The sequence below is a fragment of the Sphaerisporangium viridialbum genome (genome assembly GCF_049674955.1).
Lineage (GTDB): Bacteria > Actinomycetota > Actinomycetes > Streptosporangiales > Streptosporangiaceae > Sphaerisporangium > Sphaerisporangium viridialbum.
Map to the genome: position 1 here is coordinate 3,410,894 of NZ_CP187232.1, position 17,318 is coordinate 3,428,211.

The following is a 17,318-nucleotide window of genomic DNA, read 5'->3' on the forward strand; positions in this document are numbered from 1 at the left end:
CCTTCCGGTCCTCGCCGCGTACCTCGTGACGATGGGGCACCAACCAATGCCGCCATGAGCACGTACTCCGGGAGGAGTTCGAATGATCCGAATCCAGCAGAGACGGCGGTTCAGGCCCGTCCTGAGCGTCCTTGCCCTGGGTGGGGCGGGGGTCGGCCTCGTCGTGGCGAGCCTGGCCCCGGCTGGGCAGGCGGTCGGCGCGGACGGGTCGCCGTCGGCCCTCACCGTCAGCGCCGCCTACAGCCTTGTGAGCACGGCCGTGAGCACCGGCGCGCCCGAAGCAGGACAGAACGGCGAGAGCCCCGCCGCCGCTCCCTCTGAGTCTCCATCCGAGTCTCCGAGCGCCTCTGACGACCCGGCTCCGTCCGAGGACCCGAGCGCGACCGGCGACCCCGCCGCCTCAGAGTCGCCCAGCGCCCTTTCGAGGACGGGCAACGCCGTACGCACGGTGAGCTGCCCGTCGGTGGCCGACAGGCTGACCGACGTCCCCGCCGCCGCCCAGGCGGAGGTGAAGCGGAACCTCGCGACGATCGACCGGCAGATCGCCCAGGCCGACCAGCGCCTGGCCAGGATCGGCGCCCGCGCGAGCAACAGCCTGATCCGCAACGCGGTGCTCAACCCGCTGCGGCTCCAGCGCTCGTTCACGATCAACCGCATCGCGACCGCCGTGCGGCGCGCCGGCGCCCGGGCGGACCTGCGCAACCTGACGTCGTGCACGGTGCGGAACGGTGCGGGCGGCGGGCAGTCCCCGTCTCCGAGCCCGACGGCGACCGGTGACCCCGGCGACCCCTCCGCCTCACCGTCGCCGAGCGACACCGCGAACCCCACGGCCGACCCCACCGCGAGCCCGACCGGCTCGGGTTCGGCCTCTCCCTCACCGAGCGCCACGGCGACCGGCGGCGCGACGGGCCCCTCGCCCGACGACTTCGTGGACATCCGCACCGTCCAGCCCAACGCCGACAGGCCACGCAACCAGCAGGGGGCGTCGAGGGGCACCTTCGTCTCCCGTTGCGGGCGCAACGAGGACGGCCACCACAACTCCGACAACGTGATCGTCGCGCCGGGAGTGACCAACGGCGCCCACCACGTCCACGACTACGTGGGCAACAAGGACACCAGCGGCTTCTCGACCAACGACAGCCTCCAGGCGGCGGGCACCACCTGCTCCAACGGCGACAAGTCCACCCACTACTGGCCGGTCCTGCGCCTGCAGAAGGGTAATGGGAACGACGCCGACAAGCCCGGCGGCGGCCTGGACGGGAACGTCGGCCAGATCGTGCGTCCCGCCTCCGTCACGCTGACGCTGAGCGGCAACCCCACGAGCAAGGTGGTCGGGATGCCGGTCTTCCTGCGCATCATCACCGGGGACGCCAAGTCGTTCACCAACGGCCCGACGAACGCCAACGCCCGCTGGACGTGCACCGGGTTCGAGAACCGCCAGCTCAAGGACAAGTACCCGATCTGCCCGCGCGGCAGCCAGGTGGTGCGCCTCCTGCGGTTCCAGAGCTGCTGGGACGGCAAGAACACCGACAGCGCCAACCACCGCACCCACGTGGCCTTCACCGGGGCCGACGGATCGTGCCCGAGCGGGTTCCAGGCCATCCCGGCCCTGGAGCAGCGCATCACCTACAACGTGCCGCCGGGTCCGGGCTTCGCGCTCGACAGCTTCCCCGAGCAGCTCCACAAGCCGGTCACCGACCACGGTGACTTCATCAACGTGATGCCGGAGGCGCTGATGAAGCAGGCCGTGGACTGCGTCAACAACGGCAGGCGCTGCGGCTGACCCTGGTACCACCCACCGGATAAATCGGGACATGCGCGCATAAGCGGCGCCCCGCGAGTAGCCACTCGCGGGGCGCCGCTTTTCCGCCGTGGCCTCGGCACGTCTCGCGCACAGGTCACCCGGGAGGAGGCAAATCCGCCACCGGCATCGGGCAAAGGCCGGTGGACCGTGCGCGACGCGCCGCGCGAGGAGCCGTTCTCGCGCCGACCGACCGCCTAACCTGCAGAAACAGATCACGCGTGCCTCGACCGGCGCGCCATGGGGGCGGCGGGAGGTCGCGATGGCGACGTTGCAGTTGGCCCTCTCGGCGGCCGGTCCCGCGACCCCGGCGGACCTCGTCGCGGCGCGCTTGCAGATGGCGCTGTCGCTCGGCTGGCACATCGTGCTCGCCTGCCTGGGCGTCGGCATGCCCGCCCTGATGCTGATCATCGAATGGCGGGGCATACGCACCGGGGACGCCGACTACACCCGGCTCGCCCGCCAGTGGGCCAAGGCGATCGGGGTGCTGTTCGCGGCCGGCGCGGTGTCGGGCACGATCCTCAGCTTCGAGCTCGGGCTGCTGTGGCCGGGGATGATGGGCACCTACGGCCAGGTCATCGGGGTGCCGTTCGCGGCGGAGGGCATCGCGTTCTTCATCGAGGCCATCTTCCTCGGCATCTACCTGTACGCGTGGGACCGCGTTCCGCCCAAGGTGCACCTGCTCAGCGGGATTCCCGTGCTGGTCTCCGGAACGCTGTCGGCGTTCCTGGTGGTGTGCGCGAACGCGTGGATGAACGCGCCGCGCGGGTTCACCCGCACGGACGGCGTGGTGGGCCACGTGCGCCCCTGGCGGGCGATGTTCAACCCGGCCGTGCCGCACGAGACGCTCCACATGATCGTGGCGGCCTTCATGGTCGCGGGCTTCCTGGTCGCCGGCGTCTACGCCGCGGGCATGCTCAGGGGCCGGCGTGACCGCTACCACCTGCTGGGGTTCCTGGTCCCCTTCACGCTGGCGGCGGTGTTCACCCCGATCCAGATCCTGGTGGGCGACTTCGCGGGCAAGCGCGTCGCCACGCTGCAGCCGACCAAGCTCGCCGCCGCCGAGGCGCTGTTCCGCACGCAGGCGGGCGCCCCGCTGAGCATCGGCGGCATCGTCATCGGCGACCGGCTGCGCTACTCCATCGAGATCCCGTACGGGCTGTCGCTCCTGGTGGGGCACAGCACCGACACCGTCGTCCAGGGTCTCGACCAGGTGCCGAGGGACGTCCGCCCGCCCGTGATGATGGTGCATCTGGCCTTCGACACGATGGTGGGGATGGGCTTCCTCCTTCTCCTGCTGTCGGCCTGGCTGGGCTACAGCTGGTGGCGGCGGCGGGAGCTGCCCCGCTCGCGGTGGTTCCTGCGGGGGGCGGCCCTGTCGGGGGTGTTCGCGGTGATCGCGGTGGAGGCGGGGTGGACCGTCACCGAGGTCGGCCGGCAGCCGTGGACGGTGTACGGCCATCTGCGCACGTCCGACGCGGTGAACCCCGCGCCGGGGCTGGTGACCGGCTTCGTGGTCGTCACGCTGGTCTACGCGGTGCTCACCGTCGTCACCCTCTACGTGATGCGGCTGATCAGGTGGAGCGAGAGACCCGTCGCCCCCCAGGAGCCCGAACGCACCCGCGAGCCGGAAGCCTCCTGATGGACACCGCGCAGATCGTACTTGTCGTGATGTGGGTAGGAATCACGCTGTACGCCCTGCTGGCCGGGGCGGACTTCGGCGCGGGCGCCTGGGACCTGCTCGCCGGGCGCAGCCGTACGGGCATGGGACGGCGCAGGCTCATCGAGCAGTCGATCGGGCCGGTCTGGGAGGCCAACCACGTATGGCTGATCTTCGTGCTCGTGCTGCTCTGGACGGGGTTCTCGGGGGTGTTCGCCTCGGTGATGTCGACGCTGTACATCCCGCTGACGCTGGCGGCGCTCGGCATCATCGCCAGGGGCACCGCCTTCGCCTTCCGCAAGGCGGCCACGGAGCTGTGGCAGCAGCGCCTGTTCGGCGGGGCCTTCGCCGTCTCCTCCATCCTCACCCCGTTCTTCCTCGGCACGGCCGCGGGGGCGATCGCCTCGGGACGGGTGCCGCCGGGGCTGGCCAGAGGGAACATCATCACGAGCTGGCTCAATCCGACCTCGCTGCTGGGCGGGGCACTGGCCGTCATGGTCTGCGTCTACCTGGCCGGGGCCTACCTCTGCGACGACGCGGTCGAGGCCGGGCGCCCCGACCTGGCCGAGTGGTTCCGCGTGCGGGCGCTGGTCGCGGCCGTGCTCATCGGGGCCGTCGCGCTCGGCGGCATCGCCGTGCTGCGCTGGGACGCCCCGAGGCTGTTCACCGGGCTCACCCACCGCGGGTTCCCGCTGGTCGTGGCCGGGGCAGTCCTCGGCGTCGGGTCGCTGGTGCTGCTCTGGCGGCGCGTCTACCCGCTGGTGCGGGCCGCCGCCATGCTCGGCGTCATCACGATCCTGTGGGGATGGGCGCTCGCGCAGTATCCCGTCATGCTCCCGCCCTCGCTCACCTACCGCCAGGCCGCCGCCGACCCGGCGGTGCTGACCGCCACCCTCGTCGTGACCGTCATCGGAGTGGTGCTCATCGCGCCGTCCATGGCCTGCCTGCTCGCCGTCCAGCGGCGGGCGCTGCGCGACGCCGGCACCTCGGAGTGATGATCGGATGAAACCCGTGGACGTCATCAACCGCCCGCACCCTGCTCAACCGGGCCTTCGGCGCGGACTACCCTGGCACGTTGGGCGTGCGGGCACGTCTACCCGTTCACCAGCGCACTGCTCGCTCCCGGCTGGGTGCTCGAACGAGCGGTCTGCAGCCGGCCGGCGCTGGGGGCCCGGGTCGGAAAAAGGGGTATCCCCTACTGGGGGCGGCGGATCCACGTCGCGGGACACTCGGTCGCCCGGCTCAGGAGGAACCACCCCCTAGAGGGGCGCATCGCTTGACCTCAAGTTAAGTTGAGCGCCTATCGTCTGGGTACGCGTCACCGGCGACCGCCTGGTGATCTTGATAAGCAGCCCAGACCAGGATCCGGTGGGACGTCATGGACATGGAAGTGACCGCGTGGCATTCGATGTACAACGCGATGCACGCGCACGAGGACCGGAGGCCGTTCTCCAGGGCGACATTGCGGCGCATCGGAGGGTTCGCGCGGTCGCACCGCCGGATGCTGGTGTGGTTCCTGCTGCTCAGCGTGGTCTCGGCGGTGCTCGCGGTGGCGACGCCCGTGCTCGCGGGCCGCGTCGTCGACGCGATCGTGCAGCGCTCGGCGCTGGAAACCGTCGTCGGGCTCGCCGTGCTCATCGCGTTCATCGCGCTGCTGGACGCGGGGCTGGGGCTGGTCACCCGCTGGCTGTCGTCGAGCATCGGTGAGGGGCTGATCATCGACCTGCGCACGGCGGTGTTCGACCACGTGCAGCGCATGCCCGTCGCCTTCTTCACCCGCACCAGGACAGGAGCGCTGGTCAGCCGCCTGAACAACGACGTCATCGGCGCCCAGCGGGCGTTCAGCAACACCCTGTCCGGGGTGGTCAGCAACATCGTGACGCTCCTGCTCACGCTGGTCGTGATGATCGGCATCTCCTGGCAGGTGACCCTGATCGCGCTGGTATTGCTGCCGGTGTTCGTGCTGCCCGCGCGGCGCATGGGCTCGCGCCTGGCGCGGCTGGAGCGGGAGGCCGCCGACCACAACGCCCGGATGGGCACGCAGATGACCGAGCGCTTCTCCGCCCCGGGCGCCACGCTGATCAAGCTCTTCGGCAGGCCGGCCACCGAGTCGGCGGAGTTCGCCCTCAGGGCGCGGCGGGTCCGCGACATCGGGGTCCGCACGGCCATGGTCCAGTCGGTGTTCGTCACGGCGCTGACGCTGGTCTCCGCGCTGGCGCTGGCGGTCGTCTACGGCCTCGGCGGCTTCTACTCCCTGCGCGGCCAGCTTGAGCCGGGCGCCGTCGTCGCGCTCGCGCTGCTGCTCACCCGGCTGTACGCGCCGCTGACTGCCCTCGCGAGCGCGCGGGTCGAGGTCATGAGCGCGCTGGTGAGTTTCGAGCGGGTCTTCGAGATCCTGGACCTCAAGCCGCTGATCTCCGACCGGCCGGACGCCCGCCGGGTGCCCGAGGGTCCGGTGTCGGTCGAGTTCGACGACGTGGTCTTCGGCTACCCCTCCGCCGACAAGGTGTCGCTGGCGTCCCTCGAAGAGGTCGCCACGCTGGACACGCGAGGAGGGGCCGAGGTGCTGCGCGGGGTGTCGTTCCGCGCCGAGCCGGGGCAGATGGTGGCGCTGGTCGGCTCGTCCGGAGCGGGCAAGTCGACGATCGCGCAGCTCACGGCGCGGCTCTACGACGTGGACGCCGGGGCCGTGCGCCTGTCGGACGTGGACGTCAGAGACCTGTCGGCCGAGTCGATCCGCGAGACGCTCGGCATGGTCACGCAGGACGGGCACCTGTTCCACGAGTCCGTCCGCGCGAACCTCCTGCTCGCCCGCCCGGAGGCGCCTGAGGAGGAACTGTGGGACGTACTGCGCAGGGCACGGCTGGAGAGCCTGATCGCGGCGCTGCCGGACGGGCTGGACACCATCGTCGGCGAGCGCGGCTACCGGCTGTCCGGCGGCGAGCGCCAGCGGCTGACGATCGCGCGGCTGCTGCTGGCGCGCCCGCGCGTGGTGATCCTGGACGAGGCCACGGCCCACCTCGACTCCACATCGGAGGCGGCGGTGCAGGAGGCGCTGGGGGAGGCGCTGGCCGGGCGGACGGCCGTGGTCATCGCGCACCGGCTCTCCACCATCAGGGCCGCCGACCTCATCCTGGTGATCGAGGACGGGCGGGTCGTCGAGCGCGGCACCCACGCGGACCTGCTCGCCGAGGGCGGCCGGTACGAGGAGCTCTACCGCACGCAGTTCGACCAGCCGCGCGCGGCGGAGGCGATGCGCTGAGGCGGCCCCCCGCGGACGGGCCGCCCGTCCACGGCCCGGCACGCGAGCACAAGGGCGCCTCCATCGCCACTACCCTCCTCAAGGACCGAATCCGGCGGATGGGGGAAGGGTGATCATCGCGTGACCCGATCTGGGCCGGACGCCGGCGATCGCATCGTCACCTCGCGTGTCGAGCTGACGCCCTTGACGGTGGAGGACGCCGCCGACATGGCGGAGGTGCTGGCCGGCGAGGAGCTGTACTCCTTCATCGGTGGCTCGCCGCCCACCGAGGAGGCACTGCGAACCCGGTACGCCAAGCAGGTCGCCGGTCACTCGGACGACGGCTCGCAGGATTGGTACAACTGGATCATCCGCCGCAGAGCCGACGGGCGGGCCGTCGGGTACGTGCAGGCGACGGTGGTCGGCGGCGGGCGGCACGCCGAGATCGCCTGGGTCGTCGGCCTGGCGTGGCAGGGTCAGGGGTACGCATCCGAGGCCGCGCGGGCGCTGGTCGGCTGGCTGGGCGCACGGGGGGTCAGCCGCGTCAGCGCCCACGTCCACCCGGACCACCATGCCTCGATGGCGGTGGCGCGGCGCGCCGGACTCCTGCCGGCAGAGGAATTCGACGAGGGGGAACGCCTGTGGACCGCGTCGGGGATCGCCTGATGCCTGAAGCCGTGCTATAGGGCGATCTGGTCCATGGGCGGGGGGTCTCGCTTTCGTCGTGGACCGCAGGGGAGAGCGCTCTCCATCAGGAGTTGCGCGCATATTTCGTCGCTGTCAATCGGTGTCCGGCCGCCTCCGGACCGTGTCCGGAGGCGGCCCGGACGGCGGTCGCGGAGCCCTGGCAAGCCGCTGACCCGTGGGTTCACCCTGCTCCTTGACGAGCGGTAAGGCGCTTGAAGATCACTAAGGTGTCCACACTGTGATCCAGGCGCGTCTCACAGCTCTGTGGAGGTCGGACAAGTGGCTCCGCGAGGGCCGGCGTGTTTCGGGGGGGTGAGCAGCGGGTTTCCAAATCGTCAGCAGGGATGTGTTGACAAGTCGTGATACAGCGGACAATCTCTGTCTGGAGAGCGCTCTCCCTCCCCTGTCGTCACGCCTCGGCCGACGGGTACCCCCCTTGCTTCAAGGAGAGGCTGTGCAACTTTCACGCAGTCCGGGCCTGTACCGCATAGGTCTGCTCATCGCCTTCCTGGTGGTGTTGATCGCGTCTGGCCTGGCGGTGACCGCTCCCGCCATGGCCGTCGACAGCCTGCTGTCCCAGGGCAAGGCCGCCACAGCCTCCTCCACCGAGAACGCCGGCACGCCGGCCTCCGCCGCCTTCGACGGGAACACGACCGGCACGCGCTGGGCCAGCGCCTTCAGCGACCCGCAGTGGCTCCAGGTCGACCTTGGCGCTTCGGCGTCGATCAGCCAGGTCGTGCTGACCTGGGAGGCCGCGTACGGCAAGGCGTTCAAGATCCAGGTGTCGCCTGACGGCACCGCGTGGACCGACGTGTACTCCACCACGACCGGCACCGGCGGCAAGCAGACCCTCGGCGTCACGGGCACCGGCCGGTACGTGCGGATGTACGGCACGGTCCGGGGCACGGGCTACGGCTACTCGCTGTGGGAGTTCCAGGTCTACGGCACCATCGGCGGCACCACGCCGACGCCGACGCCGACCGTCACTCCGGCGCAGTGCTCCACGGGCCTTGGCCCGAACGTGTTCGTCTTCGACCCCTCCATGCCGGCCGCCACCATCCAGAGCCGCCTGAACACGGTGTTCGCCCAGCAGGAGAAGAACCAGTTCGGCACCGAGCGCTACGCGCTGCTGTTCAAGCCGGGCACCTACAACGTGGGCGCCAGGGTCGGCTTCTACACCCAGGTCGCGGGCCTCGGCATGTCGCCCGACGACGTCACGATCAACGGGCCGGTCATGGTCGACGCCGGCTGGTTCGGCGGGAACGCCACCCAGAACTTCTGGCGCTCCGCCGAGAACCTGTCGATGAAGCCGAACGAGGGCTACAACAGGTGGGCCGTCTCCCAGGCCGCGCCGTTCCGCCGCATCCACGTGAAGTCCGACCTGCAACTGGACGACGGCGGCTGGTCGAGCGGCGGCTTCATCTCCGACACCAAGGTCGACGGCCAGGTGCGGTCGGGGTCGCAGCAGCAGTGGTTCAGCAGGAACAGCGACTTCGGAAGCTGGTCGGGCTCGGTGTGGAACATGGTTTTCGCCGGAGTGAACGGCGCGCCGCCGCAGCACTTCCCGAACCCCTCCCACACCGTCGTGGACCAGGCCCCCGTGACCAGGGAGAAGCCGTTCCTCTACGTCGACCAGGCCGGTAACTACAACGTCTTCACCCCCGCGCTCCGGACGAACTCCCGAGGCGCGAGCTGGACCGGTGGCCAGACGGCCGGCTCGTCCCTGCCGATCAGCTCCTTCTGCGTGGCCAAGCCGGGCGACTCCGCCGCCACCCTGAACGCGGCGCTCGCCCAGGGCAAGAACCTGCTGTTCACCCCCGGGGTCTACCACCTCGACCAGACCCTCAGGGTGACCCGCGCCGACACCGTGGTGCTCGGCCTCGGCCTGGCCACGCTGATCCCGGACAACGGGGTGACCGCCCTGTCGGTGGCGGACGTGGACGGCGTGAAGCTGGCGGGCATCCTCATCGACGCGGGACCGGTGAACTCACCGGTGCTGGTGGAGGTCGGGCCCACCGGCTCCTCCGCCGGTCACGCGACCGACCCGACCACGCTGCAGGACGTCTTCGTCCGCATCGGCGGCGCCCACGTCGGCAAGGCGACGACCAGCGTTGTGATCAACAGCCGCAACGTCATCGGCGACAACCTGTGGCTGTGGCGGGGTGACCATGGCACCGGCATCGGCTGGACCGTGAACACCGCGGACACCGGCCTGATCGTCAACGGCGCCGACGTCACCATGTACGGACTGTTCGTCGAGCACTACCAGAAGTACGAGGCCATCTGGAACGGCAACGGCGGGCGCACCTACTTCTTCCAGAACGAGTTCCCCTACGACCCGCCCAACCAGGCGGCGTGGATGAACGGGTCACTGCAGGGTTACGCGGCCTACAAGGTGGCGGACTCGGTCACGACCCACGAGGCCTGGGGCGTCGGAAGTTACTCCTACTTCAACGTCGACCCCACCGTCACGGCGGACCGGTCGTTCGAGGTGCCGCAGAAGCCGGGCGTGAAGTTCCACGACCTGGTGAGCGTCTCCCTCGGCGGTGTCGGCACGATCCGCCATGTCATCAACACGACGGGAGGACCGGCGAACGCGAGTACGCAGGTCGTCTACGTCAACGCCTACCCATAACACATCATCCGGGCCCCGCCGCCGACGGCGGCGGGGCCCGGCGTCCTTGAAGCAGGAGGTCTTTCTTTGGCCTTTGTCGGCCTCCTCTCGGCTTCCCGCCCCATGGCGGCGAGGCCGATCTGGCGTGTGGCGACTCCATCGGCACGAGGCCGGAGTCGCGTTCTAGTGAGGGGTTCATTGTGCGTATAGGCAAGTTCGGATATGCCGCCGTCGCAGGCGCGCTGATGGTGGCGGCCGCGGCGTGCGGAGGTGGCGGTGACAGCGGCGGCACCGCGACCGGCGGCGGGTCCGCCGACAGCGGCGCGGGCAAGACGCTCACCTACTGGGCGTCCAACCAGGGCACCAGCCTCGACAACGACAAGCAGGTGCTCCAGCCCGAGCTCGACAAGTTCGAGCAGCAGACCGGCATCAAGGTGAACCTCGAAGTGGTTCCCTGGGCCGACCTGCTCAACCGGATCCTCGCCGCCACCACGTCGGGCAAGGGCCCAGACGTGGTCAACATCGGCAACACCTGGTCGGCCTCGCTGCAGGCCACCGGCGCCTTCCTGCCGTTCGACGACAACCTGCTCGCAGGGCTGGGCGGCAAGGAGCGCTTCCTCGGCCCGAGCCTCGCCGCGACCGGCGCGCCCGGCAAGCCCCCCACGGCCGTCCCGATCTACGGCATGACCTACGGGCTGTACTACAACAAGAAGATGTTCAAGGACGCCGGCATCGACAAGCCGCCGGCGACCTGGGACGAGCTGGTCGCCGACGGCAAGAAGCTCACCAAGGGCAAGCAGTGGGGCCTGGCCGTCGAGGGCGCCAGCGTCAGCGAGAACTCCCACCACGCCTTCATCTTCGGCCAGCAGCACGGCGCCGAGCTGTTCGACGGAAGCGGCAAGCCGCAGTTCGACTCTCCCCAGAACGTCGCGGCCATCAAGCAGTACCTCGACCTGATGGCGGCCGACAAGATCGTCAACCCGAGCAACGCCGAGTACTCCAACGGCACCGAGGCCGTGAACGACTTCGTCAACGGCAAGGCCGCGATGCTGATGTGGCAGTCCATCGGCTCGCAGATCAAGGCCGCCGGGCTGACCAACGACACCTACGGCATCGCGCCCATCCCGCTGCCCGCGGCGGACTCCGGGGGCAAGCAGGTCAACGGCATGGTGGCCGGTATCAACCTCGCCGTGTTCAACTTTACTAAGAACCAGGACGGCGCTCTGAAGTTCGTGAAGTTCATGACGAGCCCGGAGGAGCAGCAGATCCTGAACAAGACGTACGGCTCGCTGCCCACCGTCCAGGACGCCTACAACGACCCGGCGTTCCAGAGCGAGGACATCAAGACGTTCCAGGACATCCTCGCCAAGACCGCCGCGCCGCTGCCCCAGGTGCCCGAGGAGAGCCAGTTCGAGACCCTGGTCGGCACCGCGATGAACCAGCTGTGGGCCGACGCGGCCAGCGGCAAGCCGATCACCGAGGAAGCCGTCAAGGCCAAGCTGACCCAGGCGAACGAGCAGGTCCAGCCCGGTAGCTGACCCTCGGCACCGATGCCACGGTGCCGGGCGGGGTCCTTCCCCCGATCGTCCCCCGCCCGGCACCCCACCGGAGCCCCTCGCCGGGCCGTTCACGAGACGGCCCGGCGGGCGGGTTCATGATCCAACTGTCACGCCGTCAACGACCGGCCCTGCCGAATCGAGAGGAATAGATGGTCGCCCGTACCACGCCTCAGCAAGACGAGCGGCGCGAGACCGCGCCGGCCGGAGGCGGGCCGCCCCCGCCCCGAAGGGGGCTGCCGTCGCGGGTCGCGGGCCGGATCCCGTTATGGCTGCGCCGCCTGGGCGTGCCCTATCTGATGATCCTCCCGGCGATCCTGCTGGAACTGCTCATCCACGTGGTGCCGATGCTCATCGGCGTCGGGATGAGCTTCCTCAGGCTCACGCAGTTCTTCATCAGGAACTGGTCGGCCGCTCCGTTCGTGGGGCTGTCGAACTACCAGGTCGCGGTCGACTTCGACTCGGCCGTGGGCAAGTCCCTGCTCCACTCGTTCCTCATCACCATCGCCTTCACCGCGCTCGCGGTCGGCTTCTCCTGGCTCTTCGGCACGATGGGGGCGGTGCTCATGCAGGGCGCCTTCCGCGGCCGGGGGCTCCTGCGCACGTTCTTCCTGGTGCCCTACGCCCTGCCCGTCTACGCCGGGGTGATCACCTGGAGCTTCATGTTCCAGCGGGACACCGGGTTCGTCAACCACGTCCTGGTCGACCAGCTCGGCCTCGGCGGCGCCGACCGCCCGTTCTGGCTGATCGGCTCGAACAGCTTCGCGGCGGTGGTGGTGGTCTGCGTGTGGCGGTCCTGGCCGTTCGCGTTCCTGATCCTCATGGCCGGGCTCCAGAACATCGACCGCGACCTGTACGAGGCCTCGGCCATCGACGGCGCCGGATGGTGGCGGCAGCTCCGCTCCATCACATTGCCCATGCTGCGGCCGGTGAACCAGGTGCTGATCCTGGTGCTGTTCCTGTGGACCTTCAACGACTTCAACACTCCATTTGTGCTGTTCGGGAAGGCGGCGCCGCAACAGGCGGACCTCATCTCGGTGCACATCTACCAGAGCTCGTTCATCACCTGGAACTTCGGCTCGGGCTCGGCCATGTCCGTCCTGCTGCTGCTGTTCCTCCTCGTGGTGACCGCGGCGTATCTGGCGATCACCTCCCGGAGGAGGAGCAATGCATGAGCCGCGCTGGCTGCCGTGGGCGCGCTGGATCGGGCTCGGATTCCTCGGCCTGTTCACCCTGATCCCGCTGTACGTGATGGCGAGCTCGGCGATCAAGCCGCTGCAGGACGTGCAGAACGGATTCCGCTGGATCCCCTCGACGATCAGCTTCCGGCCCTTCGCCGACATCTGGAAGACCATCCCGCTGGCCCGCTATTTCGTGAACAGCGTGATCGTGGCGTCCATCGCGTCCGTGCTGTCGGTGGCGGTGGCGATCTTCGCCGCCTACGCGGTGAGCCGCTACCGCTTCCCCGGCAGGAAGACCTTCACCATCACGGTGCTGTCCACCCAGATGTTCCCCGGCATCCTGTTCCTGCTCCCGCTGTTCATGATCTTCGTGAACCTCGGCAACGCCACGGGCCTGGAGCTGTACGGAACCCGCACCGGGCTCATCATCACCTACCTGACCTTCTCGCTGCCGTTCTCGATCTGGATGCTGGTCGGCTACTTCGACTCCATCCCGGTGGCGCTGGACGAGGCGGCCAAGGTGGACGGCAACGGGCCGCTCGGGGCGCTGTTCCGCGTGGTCATCCCGGCCGCGATCCCCGGCATCGTCGCGGTCGCCATCTACGCGTTCATGACGGCCTGGGGAGAGGTGCTCTTCGCCTCCGTCATGACCGACGACGCGACCCGCACCCTGGCCGTCGGGCTCCGTGGCTACGCCACGGAGAACGACGTCTACTGGAACCAGGTCATGGCGGCGTCCCTGGTGGTCAGCGTGCCGGTCGTGGCCGGCTTCCTGCTCCTCCAGCGCTACCTCGTACAGGGCCTCACCGCGGGGGCGGTGAAGTAAGCCGCGAGCCGCGTCCGCGCGCGCCCGCCCGAGGCGCCCGACCCGCGGACGCGGCTCCCGGAACCTGACGCGCCCGCCGGAGGCGGCGGGCGCGTGCCGTCAGGCGGAGTCCCTGACCACCAGGGAGGGCTCGAAGATGATCGAGGTCACCGGCTGGTCGGGGTCGTCGACGTGCGCCATCAGCAGCCGTGCCATCTCGGCCGCCATGTCCTCGACGGGGTGGCGGATCGTCGTGAGCGGGGGCCGGCTGGCGGTCGCCGCGCTGCTGTCGTCGAAGCCGACCACGGCCACGTCGTCGGGCACGCGGCACCCGTGGTGGCGCAGCACGGGCAGCGCGCCCTGGGCCATCAGGTCGTTGGCGATGAAGATGCCGTCTATGCCGGGATGCTCGGTCAGCAGCCGCTCCATCGCGGCCTCCCCGCTGCCGAGGGTGAAGTTCCCCTCGACGCACGGGATGTACGGATAGCCGTGCGCGGCCATCGCGTCGCGGAACCCGGAAAGGCGGTCCTGGCTGGCCGCCACGTCCAGCGGCCCCGAGATGGTCGCCACGCGGCGGCAGCCCCGCGCCACCAGGTGGTCGGCGGCGAGCTTCGCGCCCGTACGGTGGGCGACGTCCACGTAGCTGATGGGGATCGGCTCGGCCGGCCTCGCGAACAGCACGGCGGGCAGCGCCGCGTCGACCAGCAGGCGGGGGAGCGGGTCGTCCGCCTGGGTGGAGACCAGGACCGCGCCGTCGGCGTTGCCCTGGCGGAGGTAGGCGATGACCTGGGCGCGGGCCTCGGCGGTCTCGGCGAACATCAGGATCGGGTGGATGCCCCGGGGGCGGAGGAAGCCGACGACGCCGCTGGCCACGCGGCCGAAGAACGGGTCGGCGAAGACCTGGCTGTGGAAGGGGTTCTCCCCGCTCTCCTCGCCCGCGCCCGAGACGACCAGGGCGATCGCGCCCGTGCGGCGCGTGACCAGGGAGCGGGCCGCGCGGTTGGGGACGTAGCCGGTGTCGGCGATGGCCCGCCTGACCGTCTCCTGGATCGTGGGATCCACGTTGCGGATGCCGTTGATGACGCGGGAGACCGTGGCGCGGGAGACACCCGCCGCGCGCGCCACGTCCTCCAGGGTGGGGGATGCCGACACAGGCGGGCGACCTTCGCTCATGTGGCTTTTATAGCATGGCGGGAGAGCGCTCTCCAACGCGCTCGCCCGCCCTGGCCTCCCACGTCACGCGAAGAGGGCCATACAAGTCGCCGTCACCGGCTCGTCTCGCCGGTCGCCGTCGTCGTGCTCAATGGTAGATCGCCGGCACTGCGGCCCGCCAGTACGGTGAAGATACCGGCTTCGGCGGTCCAGGCCCGGTCGTCCGGGGACCAGTGCTGGAGGGCGCGGGCCGCGATCTCGACCTCGGCCTCCACGGTCTGGCCGGGCCCCGCCTGCACGCGCGCGAAGCCGGCGAGCCACAGCGCCGGGCGCCGCACGCCGGTCTCGGGCCTGGCCAGGTAGACCTGCACGACCTCGCCGCCGGCCCGCTCGCCGGTGTTGCGCACCCGCACCCGCACGGGGAACGGGCGGCCGGGCTCGGCGAGCTCCGGCGCGACCACGCTCTCGTACTCCCAGGTGGTGTATCCCAGCCCGTGGCCGAACCAGTACGCTGGGGGAGCCGGCTCGCGCAGCCACGCCCGGTAGCCGATGTCCGGGCCCTCGGTGTACTCCAGCACGCCTTCCACGGGCGTGGTGCCGATGAGCGCCCTGTCGGCCCACGTGGTGGGCAGGCGCCCGCCGGGCTCCGCGTCGCCGAGGAGCACCCGCGCGAGGCCGTCCCCGTACTCCTGGCCGGGGAACCAGCTCAGCAGCACGGCGGGCACCTCCTCGCGCCACGGCATGGCGACCGGGCCGCCGGCGTTGACCACCACGACGGTGTCGGGGTTGGCCGCGAGCACGGCGCGGACCAGGGCGTCCTGCTCGCCGGGCAGGGCGAGGTCCTCGCGGTCGTAGCCCTCGCTCTCGACCTCCTCGGTCGTGCCGACGACCACGACGGCGACGTCCGCCTCCTTGGCCAGCTCGATCGCGGCCGCGAGCTCCTCTGCGTCGCCGCGCCTCGGCGGGTCGGCGGCGAGCACGGAGGCCAGCCCGGTGTCGGGGTCGAGGCGGCGCCGGGCGACCAGCTCGACCTTCCTGCCCGCGGTGAGGTCCAGCGAGGCGTGCCGCCACGGCGGGGTGAGGTGCACGGTGGCCGGGTCGTCGGTGTCGCGCTCGACCTCCTCGTCGATCAGCGTGGTGCCGTCCGCCGCGAGGAACACGTGGCCCCAGCCGGAGACGGCGAGGTTCCACACGCCGCCGGCCTGCGGGCAAAGGGTGGCGCGGATCTCGACGGTGGCCGAGGAGTCGACGAGGGCGGGTTCGAGGATGCGCCCGGTGAGCCGGTGCTCGGCGTGCAGCTCCGCCCCGCCGGCGTCCAGCAGCCGTACGAGCACGCCCGGCTCGCCGGTCAGCGGATTGCGGGCGTTGCCGAGGTCGAGCGGGGTCGGGCGGCTCGGCAGATGCACGCCGGCCGCGTGGGTGACCTCGGCCCGCCCCGCGAGCGCGTCACGGATGCCGTCCAGGGGCGACAGGGAGGAGACGGGGTAGACACCCGCGCTGCCCCCGCCCTGCACGCGCGGCGCGGCGGCGCTGGGGCCGATCACGGCGACCCTGCGCAGCCGCCCGGCGTCGAGGGGGAGGACCGACCGCTCGTTGCGCAGCAGCACGGCGCCCGCCACGACCGCCTCGCGCAGCAGCGCCCTGCTCACCGCGTCGGTCGGGGTGCCCGGGTGCGGGCCCCCGAGCGCGGAGTAGCCGCCCTGCGCGTCCGGGGCCTGCGAGACCGGGAACTCCGCGAGGGAGGGCGGGTCGTCCGGGGACAGCGCGCCCACGCGGGAGGCCAGGCGCAGCAGGCGGCGGACCTTCTCGTCGACGGCCTCCTCGGGTACCTCGCCCGCGCGTACGGCCGCCACCAGGGCGTCGCCCCACGGCCCGTCCGGGCCCGGCATGGCGAGGTCCTGCGCGGCGCGTCCCGACGCGACGGTGGAGCGCACCGCCCCCCAGTCGGAGATGACCAGGCCGTCGAAGCCCCACTCGCCCTTCAGCGGCTCGGCGAGCAGCGGGTTCTCGCTCATGGTGGCGCCGTTCACGCCGTTGTAGGCGGCCATGACCACCCACACGCCGGCCTCGACGGCGGCCTCGAACGGCGCGAGGTACACCTCGCGCAGAGTGCGCTCGTCCACGCGCGCGTCGAGCGTGAGGCGCTCGGTCTCCGAGTCGTTGGCGACGTAGTGCTTGGCCGTGGCGGCGACCCCGCGCGACTGCACGCCCCGGATGTAGGCGACGCCGATCCGCGCGGTGAGCAGCGGGTCCTCGGAGTAGCACTCGAAGTGCCTGCCGCCGAGCGGCGAGCGGTGCAGGTTGATCGTGGGTGCCAGCAGCACGTCGACCCGCTTGCGGCGGGCCTCGTCGCCCAGCAGCGCGCCGAGCCGCTCCACCAGGTCCTCGTCCCAGCTCGCGGCGAGCCCGGTGGGAGAGGGCAGGGTCAGTGAGGTGCTCCGCTCGTCCCATCCCTGGCCACGAACGCCGATCGGCCCGTCGGAGGTGACGATGGAACGCAGGCCGATGTCCGGCAGGGCGTGGGTCCGCCACGCGGTCGCTCCGGTGAGCAGTCTCACCTTCTGCTCCAGGTCCATCTTGCGCACCACGTCATCGAACTGCTCGTCGGTCACTCTGGTTCC

Annotated in this window: 11 protein-coding genes; 9 read left to right on the plus strand and 2 right to left on the minus strand. The window is 70.8% G+C overall.

Annotated features, from left to right (window positions below):
* Nucleotides 1–82: 82 nt before the first annotated feature.
* The 9 genes from ACOZ38_RS15045 to ACOZ38_RS15085 all read left to right on the plus strand — a co-directional run bounded on the left by ACOZ38_RS15045 (nt 83) and on the right by ACOZ38_RS15085 (nt 13,566).
* The gene (locus ACOZ38_RS15045) at nt 83–1,783 is read left to right on the plus strand and encodes a DUF1996 domain-containing protein (RefSeq protein WP_424531249.1); all 1,701 of its coding nucleotides are present in this window, start codon (nt 83–85) and stop codon (nt 1,781–1,783) included.
* Nucleotides 1,784–2,063: 280 nt separating this feature from the next.
* On the plus strand, nt 2,064–3,443 hold the full coding sequence (locus tag ACOZ38_RS15050) for a cytochrome ubiquinol oxidase subunit I (protein ID WP_424531251.1): 1,380 nt from the start codon (nt 2,064–2,066) through the stop codon (nt 3,441–3,443).
* The gene (locus ACOZ38_RS15055) at nt 3,443–4,456 is read left to right on the plus strand and encodes a cytochrome d ubiquinol oxidase subunit II (protein WP_424531252.1); all 1,014 of its coding nucleotides are present in this window, start codon (nt 3,443–3,445) and stop codon (nt 4,454–4,456) included. Before ACOZ38_RS15050 ends, ACOZ38_RS15055 begins: the two co-directional genes overlap by 1 nt.
* A gap of 383 nt (nt 4,457–4,839) precedes the next feature.
* Entirely contained in the window at nt 4,840–6,723 is a 1,884-nt protein-coding gene (locus ACOZ38_RS15060) for an ABC transporter ATP-binding protein (RefSeq protein ID WP_424531253.1), read from the plus strand.
* Between the two features lie 120 nt (nt 6,724–6,843).
* Nucleotides 6,844–7,368 (plus strand): GNAT family N-acetyltransferase, encoded by a 525-nt coding sequence (locus tag ACOZ38_RS15065; RefSeq protein WP_424531254.1) that lies wholly within the window; start codon nt 6,844–6,846, stop codon nt 7,366–7,368.
* A gap of 475 nt (nt 7,369–7,843) precedes the next feature.
* A complete protein-coding gene (locus ACOZ38_RS15070; protein WP_424531256.1) occupies nt 7,844–10,024 on the plus strand; it encodes a discoidin domain-containing protein in 2,181 nt (726 codons plus the stop codon).
* 179 nt (nt 10,025–10,203) lie between these two features.
* Entirely contained in the window at nt 10,204–11,541 is a 1,338-nt protein-coding gene (locus tag ACOZ38_RS15075; protein ID WP_424531257.1) for an ABC transporter substrate-binding protein, read from the plus strand.
* Nucleotides 11,542–11,711: 170 nt separating this feature from the next.
* Nucleotides 11,712–12,734: a carbohydrate ABC transporter permease gene (locus ACOZ38_RS15080; RefSeq protein WP_424531258.1), complete on the plus strand. Its 1,023-nt coding sequence runs from the start codon at nt 11,712–11,714 to the stop codon at nt 12,732–12,734.
* Nucleotides 12,727–13,566: a carbohydrate ABC transporter permease gene (locus tag ACOZ38_RS15085; RefSeq protein ID WP_424531260.1), complete on the plus strand. Its 840-nt coding sequence runs from the start codon at nt 12,727–12,729 to the stop codon at nt 13,564–13,566. Before ACOZ38_RS15080 ends, ACOZ38_RS15085 begins: the two co-directional genes overlap by 8 nt.
* Nucleotides 13,567–13,665: 99 nt before the next feature.
* On the opposite strand, the gene ACOZ38_RS15090 is transcribed toward ACOZ38_RS15085, so the two are convergent.
* Together ACOZ38_RS15090 and ACOZ38_RS15095 are read right to left on the minus strand one after the other, a co-directional pair.
* A complete protein-coding gene (locus tag ACOZ38_RS15090; protein WP_424531262.1) occupies nt 13,666–14,718 on the minus strand; it encodes a LacI family DNA-binding transcriptional regulator in 1,053 nt (350 codons plus the stop codon).
* Between the two features lie 92 nt (nt 14,719–14,810).
* A complete protein-coding gene (locus ACOZ38_RS15095; protein ID WP_424531264.1) occupies nt 14,811–17,309 on the minus strand; it encodes a glycoside hydrolase family 3 C-terminal domain-containing protein in 2,499 nt (832 codons plus the stop codon).
* Between the last annotated feature and the right edge of the window lie 9 nt (nt 17,310–17,318).